Origin of the sequence: Streptomyces humidus (genome assembly GCF_014649655.1) — a bacterium.
Lineage (GTDB): Bacteria > Actinomycetota > Actinomycetes > Streptomycetales > Streptomycetaceae > Streptomyces > Streptomyces humidus.
Genome location: NZ_BMTL01000012.1, coordinates 207,745 through 225,484, shown reverse-complemented (window position 1 = coordinate 225,484; position 17,740 = coordinate 207,745). Strand labels below are relative to the sequence as shown.

Here is a 17,740-nt window from a genome sequence, read left to right as displayed (position 1 = left end):
CGGACGCAAGCGCGACAGACTGCGACAACAGGGCCTCCTGGTACTGCTCGGTTGGGATCGCAACCCCGAGCTACCAAGAGGCCCTGCCGCTATGCCCTGACCATCGAGAGATCACCCGAACAGGAACCCTGTTCGACTGATCAAGCCTACCGAACGGTAAGCGGATGGCGTCTGAGACAGGCTGGCTCAGACCTGGCTCCAAGCCGGTCGCTGGCGAGCGACGCTGTACACCTGCTCGACCTGCTCGGCCGTCAGCACCCCGGAGAGCAGCGCTGAGTGCCCGTTTTCGATCCCCGGTTTTGAGTACCTCGGGGCCCAGGCGGGCGGGGTGTCCGAGGACCTCGGGCAGGCCGGAGAGCGGGTGTGCAGCGGCCGCGGTGAACGGCTGAGGCCGGAAGCACGGCCGGATGCGGTGTATTGCTCCGCGGCCTGTCGTTCCAGGCAGTGGCGCCGGGACCGCCGGTTGCGCAAGCACCCCAGGGCACGCCCAGCGCGTGCGTGGCCACTTGGGCGGCCGGGGTGGACCGGCGGTCGAACCCCGTCTACTGCTCGCGGCGGTGCGGATCCTGCTGTGCGCCGAGGTTGTCCTGACAGTGACTGCGCTGATGCCGACCGGGCTTGCCCGCGTGCAGGGGTCGGCTCCTCCTGGCAGGAGGAGCCGACCTCGGGGATGTGTGAGGGGTTATTCCGTGCGCAGGCCCTCCGGGCGCATCATCCGCAGCAGCGGCGGCAGGCTGAGCAGCGTGACCACGGCGACCACGGCCGCGCCCACGCCGGTCATGGTCAGGACGCTCGCCCAGTCCATGGCCACTGGTGTACCGGTCATCTTCAGCAGCACCGAGCCGAGGGTGATACCCACCGTCGCGGCCAGGAGAAGGCCGAGTCCGACCGGGAGGGCCGTCTGCCACAGCACGGACAGGCTCAGCGTGCGGCGCCGGGTACCGAAGGCGACCAGCGCGGAGAGCAGCTTCCTGCGCTCGCGCAGCTGCTCCAGCTGGGAGACCAGCAGACTCGCGCCGATCAGCGCCAGCACGAAGGCGGACCCGACGAACAAACCGGTGCGGATGGAGGCGTACTTGACGTCCTCGCTGGTCGCCGACCAGCCGTAGGCGCGGGCCAGGGGATCGATCCGGGCGACGGCGTTACGCACGTACTCGCGTGACTCCGGCACCGAGGGGTCCAGACGCAGGTAGACCCCGTCGGAGAACAACGCGGGCGCGGCCTTGGCGGGCAGGGCGGCGGGGGTCACCAGCAGACTGTTGGCGTTCCTCAGGGAGTCCTTGCGCGCGTCCACCACCCGCAGGTTCGCCGGCACCGTCCAGGGCAGCTCGAGGCCCCGTTCGGTAGCGTCGCTGAGCGACGGGTCGATGTAGAGCTGCCGGCCGGGCTTCACCACGGCGATCTCTTCGGCGTTGTCGGGGTTCTCGTAGCCGGTCCTCGTGCGGGTGACGAACACGTCGCCGTCCTTGCAGGAGGGCAGCGTGGCGAGTTCGCGCAGGGCGGTGCAGCTGCCCACCGTCAGGCCGTTGGTGTTCGGCGGGTCGCTGCGCGCGTCCCCGTACTGCGAGATGGCCAGGGCCACCGCGGCCCGCACCCCCTTCGTGCCGGTGAATTCGCGCTCGACGCCGGACAGCGGCTTGCGGTCGCTGAAGTCGACCTGCATCTGGACCCGGGCGGGGTCCTTGCCGGTGGCCTTGGTGTACTGGCTCTGCGTCCCCGTGAACAGCATCTGCAGGGCGATGGCTCCGGCCACGGCGACGGCGATGCCGTTGACCATGCGTGCGGCGGTTCCGCTGCTCAGCTGCAGCCGCCGTACCGCGAGCTGCCAGGACAGCGCGCCCTTGCCGAGGCGGACGACTACGGCCTCCACGGCCCAGGGGAGCAGCGCGGTGATGCCGATCAGCAGCAGCAGCACGCCGCCGATGACGAGGTACTGGTTGAAGTTGCCGTTCTCGTGGCCCTTGCCGATCAACGGGTAGAGCATCGCGAGGCCGGCCAGCGGCGGCAGGAGCCGCCACCACAGCCGGCGGCGGCGCTGCTTGGCCGCGCGCACCACGCCCAGCGGCTCCACCACCACGCCGCGCATCGCGAGGAGCGTGACGAGCACGGCGGCGACCGGGATCGCCACCGCGACCAGCGCGGCCAGCGCGGGGGAGGGGTCGAGGTAGCTGGGCCAGACGCTCACGCCCAGTACCTCGGTGGTGCCGAGGGTCTGCCGGCCGAGGAGGAAGAAGCCGGCGCCGACGGCCAGGCCGAGCAGGGATCCGGCGAGTGCTTCGCCCGCCGCGATCCGCCGGGTCATGCCGCTGTCCGAGCCGACCAGGCGCAGCGCGGCCAGCCGGCGGTCGCGGCGCTCGCCGCCGAAGCGGACGGCGGCGGCGATGAACACGGCGACCGGGGTCAGCAGCACCACGAACACGACCAGGATCATGAGCAGCAGCACCGGATCGGTCTTCTCGGACGCCTCGTCCGTCGTGTCCGGTTCGCCGTACCGGGGCAGCCGGTGGACCGGGGAGGTGTCGGTGAGCTTCAGCCCTGACGCGCCGGCGTAGAAGGCCAGTTCGTGGGAGCCGATGAGTCCGCTCTCGCCGATCGTGCCGGTGATCTTGTAGGGCAGCCGCTCCCGCAGCAGCTTGGCGCCGTCCGAGGCGAGCAGGTCCCTGAGCGCGGGGGAGACCACCATCTCGCCCTTGCCCGGGAAGCTGCTCACTCCTGGAGGCAGCGGTGCGCGCTTGCCCTCGGGCTCGACGACGCGGCCGCGGATGTCGTCGTCGTGCCAGGTGGTGTCGGTCTCGGCGATCAGGAAGGTGTCGTCGGCCTTCGCCGGGACCTTGTCGCCGTACAGGAACGTGTTGTCGTAGCGGGCCTCCTCCACCCTGTGGCGGGCGGCGAACACGTTGGGCAGGGCGGTGCACAGCAGGAGCAGTGCCACGCCGATACCGACGCCGACGGCGGTGAGCGTCATCCGGATCCAGCCCTCGCGTCCGCCGGCGACGGCGAAGCGTGCCCCGAGGGTCAGATCCGCGACCCACTGACGGGGACTCATACGGCGCGCTCCATGTCCTGGGACTTGCCGTCGCGGACGACGACCTCGCGGTCGGAGTAAGCGGCAACGCGTGTCTCGTGGGTGACGAGGACGACGGCGGCGTCGGTCGAGCGGGCCGCTTCGGTCAGCAGCTCCATCACGCGCTCGCCGTTGAAGGAGTCGAGCGCGCCGGTGGGTTCGTCGGCGAACACCACGCGCGGTCCGGTGACCAGCGCCCGGGCCACAGCGACGCGCTGGCCCTGGCCGCCGGAGACCTCGCCGGGACGCTTGGCCTTGAGGTCGTCGACCTGCAGGCGCTCCATCCAGCCGAGCGCCGACCGCTCGGCGTCCTTGCGGGAGGAGCCGTTCAGCCGCAGCGGCAGGGCGACGTTCTCCACGCAGGTCAGCTCGGGCACCAGCTGACCGAACTGGAACACGAAGCCGAACTCGGAGCGGCGCAGCGCGCTGCGCTGGGCATCGCTCATCGTCGTGACTTCACGCCCGTTGTAGGTGATCGACCCGGAGTCGGGCGGCACGATCCCCGCGAGGCAGTGCAGCAGCGTGGACTTGCCGGAGCCGGAGGGGCCCATGATGGCGACGACCTCGCCGGGGTGGATGGAGAACTCGGCGCCGTCCAGCGCATGGGTCGGGCCGTACGCCTTGCGCAGGTCGTGCCCGGTGAGCAGGGAACCAGGGAGAGAAGTCGTCATGGGGTCACAGCCTCACGGAGTGTGTCGAGTCGGGCGGCGGTCAGCTCCAGCCAGCGCAGGTCGGCTTCCAGGTGGAACAGGGCGTGGTCGCAGATCAGCTGATCCGCCAGGTCGCCCTTGCGCCTGCGGTCGGTGAGGATCCGCATGCTGCGCAGATGCTCGGAGCGCTGGGTGTCGAGGATCTCGGCGGCGTCGCGCCGGGTGAGCAGGGCGAGGACGACCTTGGTGTAGAGGGTCGACTGGAGGTATTCCTCCGGCTTCTGCGGGGTCGCGAGCCACCGCTGTACGTCGGTGATGCCGGCGTCGGTGATCGCGTAGCGCTTGCGCTCGGGGCCGCCGCCCGCCTCGATGCCGTCGACCTCGACGAGACCGTTCTTCAGCAGCCGGGACATCGTCGAGTAGACCTGGCCGTAGTGCAGCGGCCGGTCGTGACCGAACTTCTCGTCGAAGGCCCGCTTGAGGTCGTAGCCGTGGCGCGGGCCGGCCTCCAGGAGCCCTAAAAGGGTGTGACCGATGGACATGACCCCTACTCTACACACCGTGTATACATATCGCGTATACATGGCATGTATACACGGTGCGTGCAGATCGTGGCGGGGCGTACGACAGCGCAGGCGAGGGAGTTGGGAATTCGGGTCGTCTCGGTTCGAATACAGCGTGCGCCTGTCTCATCCCAGAATGCCGGTAGAGCGTGCTCCTGCTGGTCGCGCTGCACGCCTGGGCGTATGTCCCTGACCGGCGGTACGCCCGGGTCATGGCCGAACGTCGTGCGTATCCGAGTGATCTGTCCGATGCCCGCTGGGAGTTGATCGAGCCTGTGCTCAGCGCCTGGCGGGCCGAGCGGCGCACGGAGGGGGGCGGACCGTGGGTGAGTGGAAGCAGGGGAAGTGCGGCTGGCCGGCGGCGACTGGCGGTCGCTGTCGAAACAAGACACTGAAGGGCACTGACCACCGTCGACCGCTGTGACGACAGCGGCCTGCACGTCTTCCTCGACGTGTCGGAGCATGCCGCCGAGGCCCAGGCGTTCCTCCTGCTGCACCACCCCTCCCCGCAGACCGAACGACTGCTCGTGGACACGGGCTCCGATGGTCTGCTCTACCCGATGAGGCCGGGAGGGGCGCGCCCCCAGCGGGCCTGACGTCGGCAGAAGCGCCCCAGGGAACGGGCCGCCGGGCGGAGAGCGCTGGTACGCCGGTCGAGCCGTGCGCCGGTCGAGCCGTGCGCCGGTCGCGCCCCGCGCCGCCCGTCAGCCCGACGTTCCGCGCCCGCTCCCGGTGTCGATGAGGATCTGTTCCGCCTGGCTGATGTTGTCGGCCCGGACCGCCTGGGCCATCGCGGCGCGGGCGGCGTCCGGTGCCGCGTCGGGCGGGACCACCAGCAGCGAGAAGATGTCCCGGTCGCCCCGGGTGATCAGTACCGTGTCGTCACCGACCGGGAAGGAATCGATGTGCACCACGCGGTCGTCCACGACGATGCGCGTCGGGAGATCTTCCCAAGCTGTGGTGTCCAGCCCCACGCGGGTCACGGGGCCGAGGTGGGCGACGAGGGCACTCAGCAGCGCGGGCAGCTCGGCGCCCATGTCCCGCGAGCGCGGCCACCACGCACCATCGAGGACACCTTCACGTGATGGGATCGTCTCCAGCCGGAGAAGCGCGCAACCCGGCCGCACAGCCTCGTGGACACCGCCGGGAAGACGCCGGGGAACAGGAGATGTATCCGAGCTGGTCATGAGGACCACCCGTCTGTGGGGCAGGTGCGACAACGGGACCGCCTCGCACCTGCCACGCTACTCCAGGTGCCACGCGAGCCGGCGTCTCCGAATCGCCCTCTGTCGACCGGCCCCATCCGGAACGGATCCAGCACCCATGAGGCCGGGAAACCCCGTGAACAAACGAGAACTACGGAGGAGTGTTTTCCCAGGCCAGGCGACCTGCAGCGAGCGTTTCCCGAGGTCGCAGGCCCATTCGGGGAAAACTCCCAAAGCGGGTGTCGCAGGTTCGAATCCTGCCGGGGGCACCAGGCAAAAGGCCCCGGACCGATGGTGAGGTCGACGGCCGGGCGCTGGTACGCCATGCGGCTGAGTCGCTCGCGTTCACTCGCCGGCAGGCCGATGAAGAAGTCCAGCCCGAGCGGGCCCGCGATCTCGTCGGCGCAGAAGGTGCCCGGCGAGCGGCCGGAAACTCGGCGGATCACCTCGCCGACCAGCCAGCCCCAAGTTCGCCCGTGATACCCGTGCGCAGTGCCCGGAGTCCACTGCGGGCACTGGGCCGCCAGCGCCGCTGCCATGGGATCCCAGGCCAGCGCCTCGGCCAGCGGCAGCGGTTCGTCCAGGGCGACGAGACCGGCCCGGTGGGACAGCAGCCAGCGCACAGGGATGTCCGCCTTGCCGTTCGCCGCGAACTCCGGCCAATACTTCACACCGGGGCGTCGAGGTCGAGCATGCCGCGCTCCACCAGCATGTGCGCCGCGGTCGCCGTGGCCCCCTTGGTTGCCGAGTAGACCAGCTGTAAGGTGTCCTGCGCCCACGGACGACCGGTCTCGGAATCGGCGACACCACCCCATGGGTCGACCACCGGCCGGCCGTGCAAGTAGACGCACACGGCCGCGCCGATGTCCCCGTGCTGGGTGAAGTTCGCTGCGAACGCCTCGCGGACCGGTTCGAACCCGGGCGCGACCTCACCGTTGATCGTCGTCATACCGTGCGTCCTGGCAGCCGTGCTGCCCTCAATGACAGGGGAACTGACCTCTGCTCAGAGGTATTCGGCATCGACGCGCACGACGAGCGTCACCCGCCCACGCGAATCATGGTGACGGTGACGAAGCCGCCAATTCAGTACACCACCAGCAGTTCGATGCTCGACTGCCTCGCCACGGGAACCAACTGCGCCCGGTCAGGGGCGGACGACCGTCAGGCCGACCGCATCCACGGCCCAGCCCGCCGCCACCGCGCAGAGCACCGGAAGCACCAGCAAGGCCACACCCATCGCCGACGGAAACCTCCCTCGCTCGCGCACCACTTCACGCGGCGCAAACGCCTTGCCCGTCGCGGCCTTCGTGTGCGTCGTCGACACCGGAGTGGCGACGCTCAGAGCCACCAAGGCCACCTCACGCCAGCGCAGCCGTTCGTTCCCGTGCACCGGGAGGGTCCACGACGACACCCAGCCCCGGAACGGCAGCAGCGCCAGGGCGAGACCGCACAGGAAGCCGGCACACGCTGCGAGCGTGCCGGGCCAGGGCTCTTGCGCCACGTACCGAATGAGAAGCGCCACCACGACGATCGCCGGAACCGGGATCAGCAGCGGTATCGGCCACTCACGTCGGTCCGGAAGCCAGCGCAACAGCAGGCAGGAGAGCACGATCTCGGGGATCAGGACAGCAACGACCCACAAAGCCAAAGGCATGAGACGCTCCGTCAGATGTCGAGGAGGGTGCCGAGCGCGGCGGCCGTCAAGAGGGTGACGGCGAAGCAGGTGCCCAGGAAGACCATGACGTGCTTGGGCGTCGCGCGCTCCATCGTTCCGCCGGCGCGGACCAGGGCCACCTGGCGTCGGATGTACTTGGTGAAGACGGCCATGGCCATCAGCAGGCCCAGCATCCAGACGGTGTAGATCTGCAGCGCCGTCTGCACACCCTCGCCCCGCATCGCGGTGTCCCCGACCGCCGAAAGGCAGCCGGCCAAGCCGGGGACTGTCGCGAGGAACACCTTCCACTTCCTCGTCGTCGCCCAGGACTGCATGACCGCGCCGAACACGATGGCCACCGCGGCAGCCGCGATCCACCAACCAGTGGTGGAGGACCAGAAACTGAACACGGAAGACCCCCTAGGTGCTGCGGAACCGCGTGGACGGGGCAAGCCTGCGACTCGCCCCGTCCACGCGTCTGTGCGGGCTGCTTACCAGGTGAAGATGCCGATCACGGTAGTCGTGACGTCGTAGCCGATGTCCACGATCTTCTCACCGATGACCCTCTCGTCGATGCCTGCTCTGCGGAGCATGCTCCTCGTCAGCTTCGACTTGCCGATGAAGCTTCCGCCGAGCACGAAGAGGCCGAGAGCGGAATGGAACTCCTTACTGTCCCAGCCGTATCCCCAGCCCGCCAGGCCGGCACTCAGTGCGTTGTGGCAAACCGGATCTCGTTCGAAGCCTGCGGTGCGGGTGATCATCTTGATCTCGGCCTCCCGGCCCACCGCCCGCGTCAGCTCCACCCCGTTCACAGGCCCCGAAGCAGCCACCGCAGCGGCAAACACCTCCCGGTACAGGCCGCTGAGCACCTCCTCGCCCATGCCCGACCGCCACACCGGCGGCCGCTCGCCATGCACCACACCCAAGCCGCTCGATCCCGCAGCGGTCACCACCTCGCCATCCGAAGGCACGGAAACCGGCGTATCAACCGTGCCCTCCTCCGCCGGCGCCGACACGAGCTCCTCACGCCCCACCCGGGCCCGCTCGACTCGCCCCCGCGCGGCATCCACCTCCGCCAGGATCTCCATCACGACGCGAGGATCCACCCCGGCAGCGGTCAGGAGCCTGGCGCACCCGTGCCGGACGTCGTGCAGCCGGATCACGCGGAGGCCGGCGGACTCGGCGCCCCGGGTGAAGGAGCGGTACACGTTGCGCGGCTCGACCGGACGGCCGTTCCGGGTGGCGAAGACGTGGCCGCCGTCATCCCACGACTCCCCCGCACGCTGCCTGGCAGCCACCTGCCGCATCCGGCGCCGGCGCAGCGGAGCGATGCGCATGACCGGGAGCGGAAGCGGGCGGTTGCCATCTCCCATGCCGCGGCGACGGTCTCATCCGCGTTCGATGATCCGAACCTGCTCCCGTACGGCGGGCTGGAGCCGGTGGTGCGGCTGGCTGACCAGTGTGGTCTGTCCGCGCTGGTCGGGGAGGCGGACCCTGGTGCGACTGAAGGGGTTGGACTATCCGTTGTGTGCTTCGAGTTCGGTCGCCGGCGTCTGTCGGGTGGCCGCCCACGACGCCAGGAGCGCCAGATTGTCAGCGGTCGGCGTGCCCGCGGGCGCGGTGTAGACGTTGAGGTGCAGGCCGGGTTCGGCGGGCAGTTCCAGGGACTCGACGTCCAAGTCGAGCCGGCCCACGATCGGATGGTGCACCCGCTTGCGTCCGGACCGGTGCAGCCGCACGTCCTGAGACGCCCACCGCTGCCGGAACAGCTCACTGCGCGTCGACAGTTCGCCGACCAGGGCGATCAGCTCCTCGTCGTGCGGATTGCGGCCGGCTTCCATGCGTAGCTTCGCGGCGGCGTCACCGGCGATTTGGTCGTAGTCGACAAAGAAATCCCTGGCCGCCTCGGGGTTCAGATAGACGAACCGCGTCGTGTTCGCGGGCCGTCGCGGGTCGGCCAGCACCGGTGAAAACAGCGCGCGGGCGAGTTGATTCATGGCGAGCACGTCATAACGTCCGTTACAGATCCAGGCCGGCGCATCGGAGATCGCGTCGAGCACCTGCTGCAGCGTCGAGCGCACCGTCACGGCAGGCCTGCGCCGACGTGGGCCGCCGGGCGCCCTGGACCGGCGCGCGAGGCTGAACAGGTGGTCGCGCTCGGCCTCGTCGAGTTGCAAGGCAGAGACCAACGCGTCGAGCACGACATCGGAGGCGCCGGCGAGGCTGCCGCGCTCCATGCGCACGTAGTAGTCGACCGACACCCCCGCCAGTAGCGCCACCTCCTCGCGGCGCAGACCTTTGACCCGACGATTGCCGCCGTGAGCGGGCAGGCCCGCCTCTGTGGAACAACGCGTCGACACGGTCGCGCATTCGGGGCAGCTGAATTGAACTGACGGGGTAAAGCTGCGGTGCGTGTCCATGGAGTGCTGTCGGCGCTTTCGACTCAACCAGGTTGACAGGCGTTCTGGACGTCTGGGAGACCCCGGTGATCCAGGTACTGTCAGAACCCCCTTGCCTGGTGTGCCGAGTCGCGCGGAGTGCGCCGATGACGGCGTTGCGCAGGGCGGCCATGACGTGCTTGATGACGGCCGGGTCGCCGCGGTCGGGGACGGCCTCGAGGTACCAGCGCCCTTCGTGTCGAAGCCGCAGGTGCGGCGTGATCGACCGAGCGTGGTCAGCCGAACAGGCCGGAGCCGAGCGGGTGTTGCCGATCGAAGCCGGGGAGGATGAGGAATGTCGCGCTGGCCGTCGTGGTGGTGAACGGGAGCAGCGCGTCGGAGGTGTCCATGTGGGTGAGGGTGGCGGTGAAGGTCCGCACGTCGTTCTGGAAACTGACGAAGAGCAGGCCGGGGGCGGGATCGTCGGTGCTGTAGGAGCGGCGGAGCATGAGGCCGACGCCGACCACGGTGGCGTGGGCCCTGCGCACATGGGCGTCGGCCGGGACGAGATAGCGTCCGTCCGGTGTCTTGGCGCCGAGGTCGGGGCCCGAGGCGACGGGGCCGCCGGACAGGGGGGCGCCGCTGGCCCGGCGCCGCCCGAAGACCGCTTCCTGCTCGGCCACGGACAGGGCGGCGAACCGCGGCACGTCGAGTTCCATGCGCCGCAGTACGGCGAGGGTTCCGCCGGCGACGGCAGGGGGTCCGGCCAGCCACAGGTCGCGTTGCTGTTCGGCACCCGTGTGCGGGCCCACGATGCCGTCGATGAAACCGAGCGGGTTTCGCGGCGCGGTCAGGCCGTTGCCGACAGGCACGTTCGCACCGCGGCGTGCGGACTGCCGCCAGCGTTCGCGGACGCGGTCGCCGGCCTGGTGAAGGAGCGCGGCGGCCACGACCGGCAGGAGCAGCGCGTCGCCGGCGCAGATCTGTATCAGCAGGTCTCCGCCGCGTGCCTGTGGGGCGATCCGTTCGCGGGAGAATCGCGGGAGGTCGGCCGCGCCGGGCAGCGAGGCACCGGCGGTGCGTACGAGCCTGGGGCCCACGCCGACGGTCACCGTGAGGTCGCCCGGCGGCAGGCCCAGCAGGCGCGGGTCGGTCCCCGTGGTGAGTGTGCTGATGGCCTGGCCGAGTTCAGCCAGTAACGGGCCGGGAGCCACGGTGGCGCCGAGGTCGGCCACCACGGCGAGCAGGTTGCCCTGGGCCGGCTGCGGGAGCGTGATGCCTGCCTGATGGCGGCCCATTGCCGCAACCGGCTTCAGTGCGGCCGCCGCACCAGGGGCGTGCCGGCCTGGCGGGGCGGAGTCCGATGTGCACCCGGCCGTCAGACCGGCGGCCGTCAGAGCGCCGGTGGCATTGAGGAACGTGCGGCGTGACGGGTCGTGATCGGCTCGGTGCATGGTGTGCAGAGTGCCACACCGAAATCACGGGTGCCGGGCAACGTCGCGTTTTCGGGCGGGGAATTGGGCGTCATGTCAGACTGGGGATCATGCCTCGATCAGCTCTTCGCGTGGTGGCGGCGGTACTGGGCGCCCTGACGCTTGTGGTCGGCTGCGGCGGCGACGGCGGATCGGGCAAAGGCCGACGACCGGCGGGTGCGCACGTGACGATCCGCGTGCCTGGCGATGCCCCGACGATCTCGGATGCGGTGTCCCTGGCCCGGCCCGGTGACCTGGTGCTGGTCGCGCCGGGCGTCTACCACGAGTCGGTGAGGATCGGCACGGCCCGCATCACTCTTCGCGGCGCCTCCCGGGACAAGGTCGTCATCGACGGGCGGTTGCAGCAGCCGAACGGTGTCGTGGTCGCGGCGCCCGGGGTGGCCGTGGAGAACCTGACCGTGCAGAACAACACGCAGAACGGGGTCCTGGTCACCGGTTCGGCGAAGGCCGCCGCCGGGCTTCCGGGGCGAAGCGGCGGCTACGACACCGGCGACGAGCCCGTCACCTTCCTGAAGTCGTTCCTGGTCTCGTACGTGACCGCGACCCGCAACGGGCTGTACGGCATCTACGCGTTCTCCGCGCAGAACGGTGTCATCGAGCACTCGTACGCGTCGGGCGGAGCCGACTCGGGGATCTATGTCGGGCAGTGCAAGCCGTGTCGCGTCGTGGTGCGGGACAACGTCGCCGAACTCAACGCGGTCGGTTACGAGGGCACCAACGCCAGCGGCGACATGTTCGTGGTCGGCAATCGCCTGGTCGGCAACCGGGTCGGCCTGACCACCGACTCCGACCACCAGGAGAAGCTGCTCCCGCAGCAGGGCGCCGTCATCGCGGGCAATCTGATCGCCGCCAACCAGCAGACGGCCACCCCGGAGCAGGCCGACGGCGGGTGGGGTACCGGCATCGGCGTCGACGGCGGCAGTGACAACCGGTTCTTCCGTAACCGCGTCGCCGACAACAGCAGCGCCGGGCTGGTCATCACCTCGACCACCGACATTCCTCCGGTCGGCAATCAGGTCGTGGACAACACGTTCACCGGCAACGGCGTCGACATCGGCTGGACGTTCCCCACCCCCACCCGGGGACGGGGCAACTGCCTGCGCGGCAACGATCTGCGCACGACCGTGCCCGCACGGCTGGCGACCATCGCGTCCTGCCCGCTTTCGGCCGGGTCGCTTTCGCCGGCCGGCCGGTGGGCGACGCCGACGGCACCCGGTGGCATCCCTTTCACCGAGGTCGCGGCGCCTGGCCCGCAGCCGCAGTTCCCCGACGCCCTCACGAGGGGCGCCACCGCCGTCCCGGCGGTTCCGGCCCTGCCGGACACGGCGGGCATCCCCCTGCCGTCGGCGTCCCTGCTCGCCTCGGGCGCACGAGTGCAGATGCCCTGAACGGCGGCTACCGCGTCGGGGTAACTCCGGGGAGCGGCCTGACCGGAACGTACTTCTGGGTGTCGAAATCGATGACCACGGGCTGCGACGCGGAACCCACACCGGCCCGGACCCGGTACATGGTTCCGTCCGGGCCGACCCAGTAGCGCACGTTGCCCGCCGTGCCGGAGCGGTCGCGGGAGGACGGCCCGGTCATGACGTCCACCGGATGCCCGTCCACCTGGTCTCGTCCCCACCAGGCAGCGCCGTTCTGCGGGAGCAGTTCGGCGTTGTCCGGCCGGTCGCTGCCGAGACGGAGGGCGATGAACAGCGAACTGTCCAGCGAGTTGCCGGACGACTGCAGCGCACGGCTGTACCAGCCCGAGCCGGGCGGTGACGTGGGTGCGTGCGCCGGGGCGTTCGCCATCGGGTGGACGAACACCGAATCGGCCGTCCACTGGATCAGCCCGTCGCTGGACGTGTCGCGCCCGGTGCCGTGCACCACGCCGTAACCGATCTCGCCCCGGTAGTCGACGGATCCGGTGACGATCAGCTCGCCGACGGTGCCCGGCACCGTGATCGTCACCGCGCGGCCGTGCGCCTCGTAGTTGCGGAACCGCGTGATCGCCAGCCGGTTCGCCTCGTCCGAGGTCAGTGCGCGCGGACCGCTGGAGCCGGAGCCGCCGCCGGCGAGCAGGAACGCGGCACCCACGGCGACGGCCGCTGTACCGATGACGGATGCCGCCCAGCGTGGCCGCAGCCATCGGCGCCTTCCGGTCGCACGACCCGGTAGAGCTTGCCGGATTCTCCCGCTCCGCATGCGGCTCGACGCTGACACTCTTGTGATTCACCCTCTCGATCCCCACCGCTCGGCCGCCGTGCGGTCACGACGGCACTCGGCGGTGCCGTGACACACGACGCCAAGGCCGGCCCTCGTGGACCGGCCGGACGTGATCTGCCCGCCCGCGTCATCCGGACCGCGGGCAGGCAGATCACTGTTGTTCGGTGCGCTCAGTTCTTCTGGGCGCGACGCTTCCTGCTCAGGAACGCGATGCCCAGACCGGCGCCCACCAGCAGACCGACGAGGCCGATCGTCTGCGGCAGTCCGGACGTACCGGTGTGCGCCATCGAACCCGAGTACCCACCGTCCGGGTTGTCGGCGGGCGGCGCGGGCGGCGGCGTGGAGACAGGGGGTGAGGCCGACGGCGAACTCGGGGTCGGCGTCGGTGACGGTGTCGGCTTCGCCTTCGGGAGGTAGACCCCGGCGTCGATCGTGTGATCGACCCCGCCCGGCTTCTCCGGCGCAGTGACGGGCGCGGCGCCGTTGCAGGAGCGACCGGTGTGCGGCGGCGTCACGTTGGAGTCATGCGCACGGTTGGCACCGGCTCGCGGGAGTGTGAACCGCAGTTCGCTCGTCGGAGGCCGGCCGGGCACCTTGCTGGTGTCCGCGGTGCACACGTCGAACTGCACCGTGTATTTCGCACCCGGCGTGAGCTGGTACGCGGCGCCGACACCGCCGAAGTAGTACTCACCGGCGGCATCGGTCCTGGTCGTGGCGACCTGCTTGCCGCCCGCGTCCAGCAGGTTGATCGTCGCCCCCGGCAGCAGCGGTTCCGCCGGGTCCTGGATGCCGTTGTGGTCGCCGTCGAACCACACGAGGTTGCCGATCTGGATCGGCGCGTTCGCCGCCGCGTACGCGATGTCACCGAGCCCGCCGGCCTTGCCGAACCCGTTCTGTTCCTGGCCGATGAACTGGTACGCGTTGGCGTTCGGAGCGTTGCCCGGGCCCTGACCGGTGGTGATGTCGTGGTAACCGGTTCCGGCGGTCTCGATGTTGACGGTCGGGTCGAACTCCGTGCTGACGACCCACTGCTGCTGCGGGATGTAGGCCACCGACCCCAGCGCGGTCTCCTGGTGCCCGCCGACGAAGAAGTCGCCCGGGAAGTATTCGACGACGCCGTCGGGCTGGCCGTCATCGTTGGCGGGGGTGGCGTGGTCGGGGCAGTTTCCGGTGCCTTCCCACGCGTATCCACCGGTGGGAGTGGTGCACACCATGGTGATGTCACCCCCGGACATGCCGAGTTCCGGCGTGGTGTTCCCCGGGCGGGGATCCAGCCCCTTCGCACTGAGCACGTCCATGAACCGGTCACGGAAACCCAGGATCATCGAACCGTCGCGACCGAAGGCGAGGGAGGCCAGCTCCGGCTGCGGATCGATGAAGGCGCCGCCCAGCTTCCGTGCGTCCCACGTGGCCAGGCTGGTGTTCCACGGGTTCCAGTGGGTGGCCTGGTCGACGTTGCCGGCGCCGGTGAAGACGGTGCCGCGCTTGTCGGTGAGCGCGTGGGTCAGCACTGCGGTGAACCGTTTGCCGTCATAGGTGTGGACGACGGCTTTCAGGTCCGCGCGCTGCTGCGTGCTCTCCGCATTGCACACACCGCCGACGTACAGCTTGTTGTCGTGGACGGCGAGACCGAACGGCCGCCAGTCGCCGGGGCTCGCGCACCCCGGGTCCGGGATCGGCACCGTGGCCTTGGGCGCCGAGGCGGTGGCCCCGGTCGCGTCGAAGCTCACGAGGCTGCGGGTCAGCAGGTTCACCGCATACAGCGTGGAGCCGTCCTCCGACAGCGCGAGGCCGCCGATGCTCTCCTTGCCCGGTGCGTCGACGAACCCGGGATCCTTGTTCATGTCGGCGGTGTCGTGCGGTGTCACCGCCGAGCCCGGCACCCGCGTGAACAGCTCGGGCGCACCCCCGCCGCTGACCGGCACCGTATAGATCGCGCCGGCGCCCTTCGGCCCGTACGGGGCGTAGCGGCGGGCGAACGCGCTCTGGAACAGCCGGCTGCGGTACTTGTCGTACGCCAACCCGAACGTCGTACCCACCTGGGCCTGCGTGGCCAGCGTGGCCGGGCACGACACATCGGCAGGACAGGTGCCGCGGGTCTTCGTCCCGAACGCCACCAGGGCCCGGGTGTCCGTTCCCGTGGCGCCGTTCTGGACCGGCACGAAATACCGTGAGTCCGGCAGCGCGTAGTCGGCCGGATTCCACACCCCCGTCACCACCGAGGCGTTCTTTCCGTCCGACACATCCACGAACGACGTGAAGCTGTCGAAGTGGTTCTCCGCCGTCGACGCGGGCGCCGCCCGCAGGTAACCGCTGTACGGCGGCGGGATGCTGACGTCCACGCGGTACTGACCGCCGCTCAGCGCCGTCGACCGCGACACCACGACCTTTCCGGTGGCATCCGTGACGCCGGTGACATCGTGCCCGGCGGGGTCGGAGATCTTCACCTTCATGCCCCGCTGCGGCACGTCCATCGTCGCGTTGATCACGCCGGTGCCGAAGAAGTCGCGCAGCACCTCGACCGTCAGCGTGCCGTCAGCGGTCGAAGCGGCAGCCTGTCCGGCCGCCGCTCCCAGCCCGGCGCCTGCGAGCAGGAGAACGGATAACCCTACGCGCGCCAGCGGCCCCGCAAGCCTGCGGGACGACCGGCGCGATTTCTCGCCGACTCGTTTCATGGCATCACACTCCACACGTCTCTTGTCATGAGAAACGAAGCATCCGCTTCGCGCTGCACGTCCCCTTCGCGGCCCCGGGCGCGGCAGCCTGCCACGAGCGCCACGGACAGGAAAAAGGGTCCACCGTCATCGCGTGGACCGCTTTGTGGTGATCGTTCGAGGATATTGTGGGCGAGTTGTAAACGCCGGATACCGGGGAAAGCGAACGCGCGTTCAGGATCTTGGAAAGAACCGCCCTGAACTGTGTGTTCTTGCAGTTCAATCACGGCATCCCCGTCGCCGACCTCACCGACCGCTGTCGCGAGCAGCGCGCAATATTCTATGCGCTGGAGACTCACCGTCACCACCAGAACTCTGGCATCCATCGGGATCCGTCGGGATCCATCGATAATTCCGGAAGCGTTGAGAAAATGATGACCGGAATAATGCGCGACGCCGATGTGATGGCCGAATTCGGCCCGTTGAGTTCCAGGGGTGCACCGAGGGCCCGGTCGTCGTAGGCGTGCAGGCGTGCCGGCGTCCGCGGCGGCAACGGCCGCCGCCGGGGTCCGCCGGACTCACTCCCCCATGACAGGGCGACATGGCCCGACAGGATGGCGGGAGCGCCCATCGTCAGGTCCGCACCGATGCCCGCCTCCTGGGGGCGCATCGGTGGTTGACCTCAACCAAAGTTGAGCTTCTAGGTTCGTTCCAGGGCCGCAGGAGCAGACCGGCGGCGCCGTTCAAGGAGGTTCGTCATGGCCGAGAGCACAGCTCGCGCCGAGAGCACAGCTCGTATCGAGATCCCCGACCGATATCGCTATGCGGTGATCCCGCACATCATGGTTGACGACGCCGCCGCGGCGATCGACTTCTACCGGCGGGCGTTCGGCGCTCGCGAGGAGTTCAGGATCGATGCTCCGCGCGGCGGGATTCTGCACGCCGAGATCACCGTCGGACGGTCGGTGCTGATGCTGGGCGACGCCAGCGTGGACGAGGCCGAGGCCGGTTCCTTCGCCGCGCCCACCGCGCTCGGGGGAGGCACGTCCGTCACGCTGCATGTCTTCGTGCCGGACGTCGACAGCCTGGCGAAGCGCGCAGAGGCCGCCGGCGCCGAGATCCTCCAGCCACCGACCGACATGTTCCATGGTGACCGCACCGTCATCCTCAAGGATCCTTCGGGTCACATGTGGGTGTTCCTGACCCACGTGGAAGACGTCTCGGAGGAAGAGCTGCGGCGTCGGCCGGCTGCCGCCGGGTGACCGCCCGCCGTTGTACACGGTGACCGGACGGAGTGAAGGGTGCGCGGCCGGCGCTGGCAGGTCATGCCGTGGCCATCGACGAAGCCCGGCCGTCGGTTGGGTCCCGGACGAGTCTCCGAGCCGCCCCCGGACAGGTCGGGGATGAAACCATTCCTGCAGAGCTGGAACCCCCGGAAGCCGACCGCGCCCTTGAGACCATAGGCGCAAGCACTGACAGGCAATAGGAGCATCAACGCACCTGTCGGCGACCGGCCGTTGAGCGGGTGAGGGGCTGACCGCGTGACGACGCAGACGCACAACGGCTGACGTCCGCGAACGTCTGCGGACCATCAGAGCAGGTCCAAGGCCCACTGGCTCAGGGCCCAACTCCCGTCCGAGCTCTGGGGGACGAAGAGGTCGCCATGCCGCAGCCGTGCAGATGCAGGGGTCAGCAGCGGTCAAGGGGTGGCCGGCGGCCATCCGCACGCGAGGCCCCAGACGTGGCGGGGCGGCCCGCGAGGCACCACAGGCTCCGCGTCAGGCTCTTGGGTCTCGTCGGGCTCGGGCTCGGGCTCGGGCTCGGGCTCGGCCGCGGCTTTCCCGCGGGCGGCGCGTGGCCGCAGGCGGGCG

14 protein-coding genes and 3 pseudogenes are annotated in these 17,740 nt (G+C 69.8%); 4 read left to right on the top strand and 13 right to left on the bottom strand.

All coding sequences use genetic code 11. The features are described 5' to 3' along the window. Nucleotides 1-682 precede the first annotated feature (682 nt). From IE239_RS16770 to IE239_RS16760, 3 genes are read right to left on the bottom strand one after another with little or no spacing between them, the layout of a single operon-like run. The gene (locus IE239_RS16770) at nucleotides 683-3,046 is read right to left on the bottom strand and encodes an ABC transporter permease (protein ID WP_190150115.1); all 2,364 of its coding nucleotides are present in this window, start codon (nucleotides 3,044-3,046) and stop codon (nucleotides 683-685) included. Next, nucleotides 3,043-3,735: an ABC transporter ATP-binding protein gene (locus IE239_RS16765; protein WP_190150114.1), complete on the bottom strand. Its 693-nt coding sequence runs from the start codon at nucleotides 3,733-3,735 to the stop codon at nucleotides 3,043-3,045. Before IE239_RS16765 ends, IE239_RS16770 begins: the two co-directional genes overlap by 4 nt. Beyond that, nucleotides 3,732-4,256, bottom strand: a complete 525-nt coding sequence (locus IE239_RS16760; protein WP_190150113.1) for a PadR family transcriptional regulator — start codon at nucleotides 4,254-4,256, stop codon at nucleotides 3,732-3,734. The genes IE239_RS16765 and IE239_RS16760 overlap by 4 nt, the downstream gene beginning before the upstream one ends. Before the next feature lie 233 nt (nucleotides 4,257-4,489). On the opposite strand from IE239_RS16760, the pseudogene IE239_RS16755 reads away from it, so the two are divergent. After that, a pseudogene (locus IE239_RS16755) lies at nucleotides 4,490-4,591 on the top strand (IS5 family transposase); the annotation flags it as partial. A gap of 87 nt (nucleotides 4,592-4,678) precedes the next feature. Beyond that, the gene (locus IE239_RS16750; protein WP_350818640.1) at nucleotides 4,679-4,873 is read left to right on the top strand and encodes an STAS domain-containing protein; all 195 of its coding nucleotides are present in this window, start codon (nucleotides 4,679-4,681) and stop codon (nucleotides 4,871-4,873) included. A gap of 108 nt (nucleotides 4,874-4,981) precedes the next feature. On the opposite strand, the gene IE239_RS16745 is transcribed toward IE239_RS16750, so the two are convergent. The 7 genes and pseudogenes from IE239_RS16745 to IE239_RS16715 all read right to left on the bottom strand — a co-directional run bounded on the left by IE239_RS16745 (nucleotide 4,982) and on the right by IE239_RS16715 (nucleotide 10,968). Continuing rightward, on the bottom strand, nucleotides 4,982-5,464 hold the full coding sequence (locus tag IE239_RS16745) for a DUF5994 family protein (RefSeq protein WP_190150112.1): 483 nt from the start codon (nucleotides 5,462-5,464) through the stop codon (nucleotides 4,982-4,984). Nucleotides 5,465-5,766: 302 nt separating this feature from the next. Further along, nucleotides 5,767-6,431: pseudogene (locus IE239_RS16740) on the bottom strand (serine hydrolase domain-containing protein); the annotation flags it as partial. Between the two features lie 195 nt (nucleotides 6,432-6,626). Continuing rightward, a complete protein-coding gene (locus IE239_RS16735; protein ID WP_190150111.1) occupies nucleotides 6,627-7,136 on the bottom strand; it encodes a hypothetical protein in 510 nt (169 codons plus the stop codon). Nucleotides 7,137-7,147: 11 nt separating this feature from the next. Next, complete coding sequence (locus IE239_RS16730) at nucleotides 7,148-7,546, bottom strand: hypothetical protein (protein ID WP_190150110.1); 399 nt, start codon at nucleotides 7,544-7,546, stop codon at nucleotides 7,148-7,150. Between the two features lie 666 nt (nucleotides 7,547-8,212). After that, a pseudogene (locus IE239_RS42115) lies at nucleotides 8,213-8,494 on the bottom strand (tyrosine-type recombinase/integrase); the annotation flags it as partial. 159 nt (nucleotides 8,495-8,653) lie between these two features. Beyond that, nucleotides 8,654-9,556 (bottom strand): helix-turn-helix transcriptional regulator, encoded by a 903-nt coding sequence (locus IE239_RS16720; protein ID WP_229878128.1) that lies wholly within the window; start codon nucleotides 9,554-9,556, stop codon nucleotides 8,654-8,656. 254 nt (nucleotides 9,557-9,810) lie between these two features. Next, nucleotides 9,811-10,968 carry a Dyp-type peroxidase gene (locus tag IE239_RS16715; RefSeq protein ID WP_190150108.1) on the bottom strand — a complete coding sequence of 386 codons (1,158 nt, stop codon included), beginning with the start codon at nucleotides 10,966-10,968 and terminating at the stop codon, nucleotides 9,811-9,813. 89 nt (nucleotides 10,969-11,057) lie between these two features. Between IE239_RS16715 and IE239_RS16710 the strand changes: the two genes are divergently transcribed. Continuing rightward, entirely contained in the window at nucleotides 11,058-12,395 is a 1,338-nt protein-coding gene (locus tag IE239_RS16710) for a right-handed parallel beta-helix repeat-containing protein (RefSeq protein ID WP_190150107.1), read from the top strand. A gap of 7 nt (nucleotides 12,396-12,402) precedes the next feature. Here the strand turns inward: IE239_RS16710 and IE239_RS16705 are convergent, their stop codons facing one another. From IE239_RS16705 to IE239_RS16695, 3 genes are all read right to left on the bottom strand, one after another. Further along, entirely contained in the window at nucleotides 12,403-13,086 is a 684-nt protein-coding gene (locus tag IE239_RS16705) for a hypothetical protein (protein ID WP_229878127.1), read from the bottom strand. A gap of 299 nt (nucleotides 13,087-13,385) precedes the next feature. Continuing rightward, on the bottom strand, nucleotides 13,386-15,890 hold the full coding sequence (locus IE239_RS16700) for an SdrD B-like domain-containing protein (RefSeq protein ID WP_190150106.1): 2,505 nt from the start codon (nucleotides 15,888-15,890) through the stop codon (nucleotides 13,386-13,388). Continuing rightward, nucleotides 15,887-16,255, bottom strand: a complete 369-nt coding sequence (locus tag IE239_RS16695; RefSeq protein ID WP_190150105.1) for a hypothetical protein — start codon at nucleotides 16,253-16,255, stop codon at nucleotides 15,887-15,889. Before IE239_RS16695 ends, IE239_RS16700 begins: the two co-directional genes overlap by 4 nt. A 372-nt stretch (nucleotides 16,256-16,627) precedes the next feature. Between IE239_RS16695 and IE239_RS16690 the strand changes: the two genes are divergently transcribed. Continuing rightward, on the top strand, nucleotides 16,628-17,131 hold the full coding sequence (locus IE239_RS16690) for a VOC family protein (RefSeq protein ID WP_190150104.1): 504 nt from the start codon (nucleotides 16,628-16,630) through the stop codon (nucleotides 17,129-17,131). Nucleotides 17,132-17,740 lie beyond the last annotated feature (609 nt).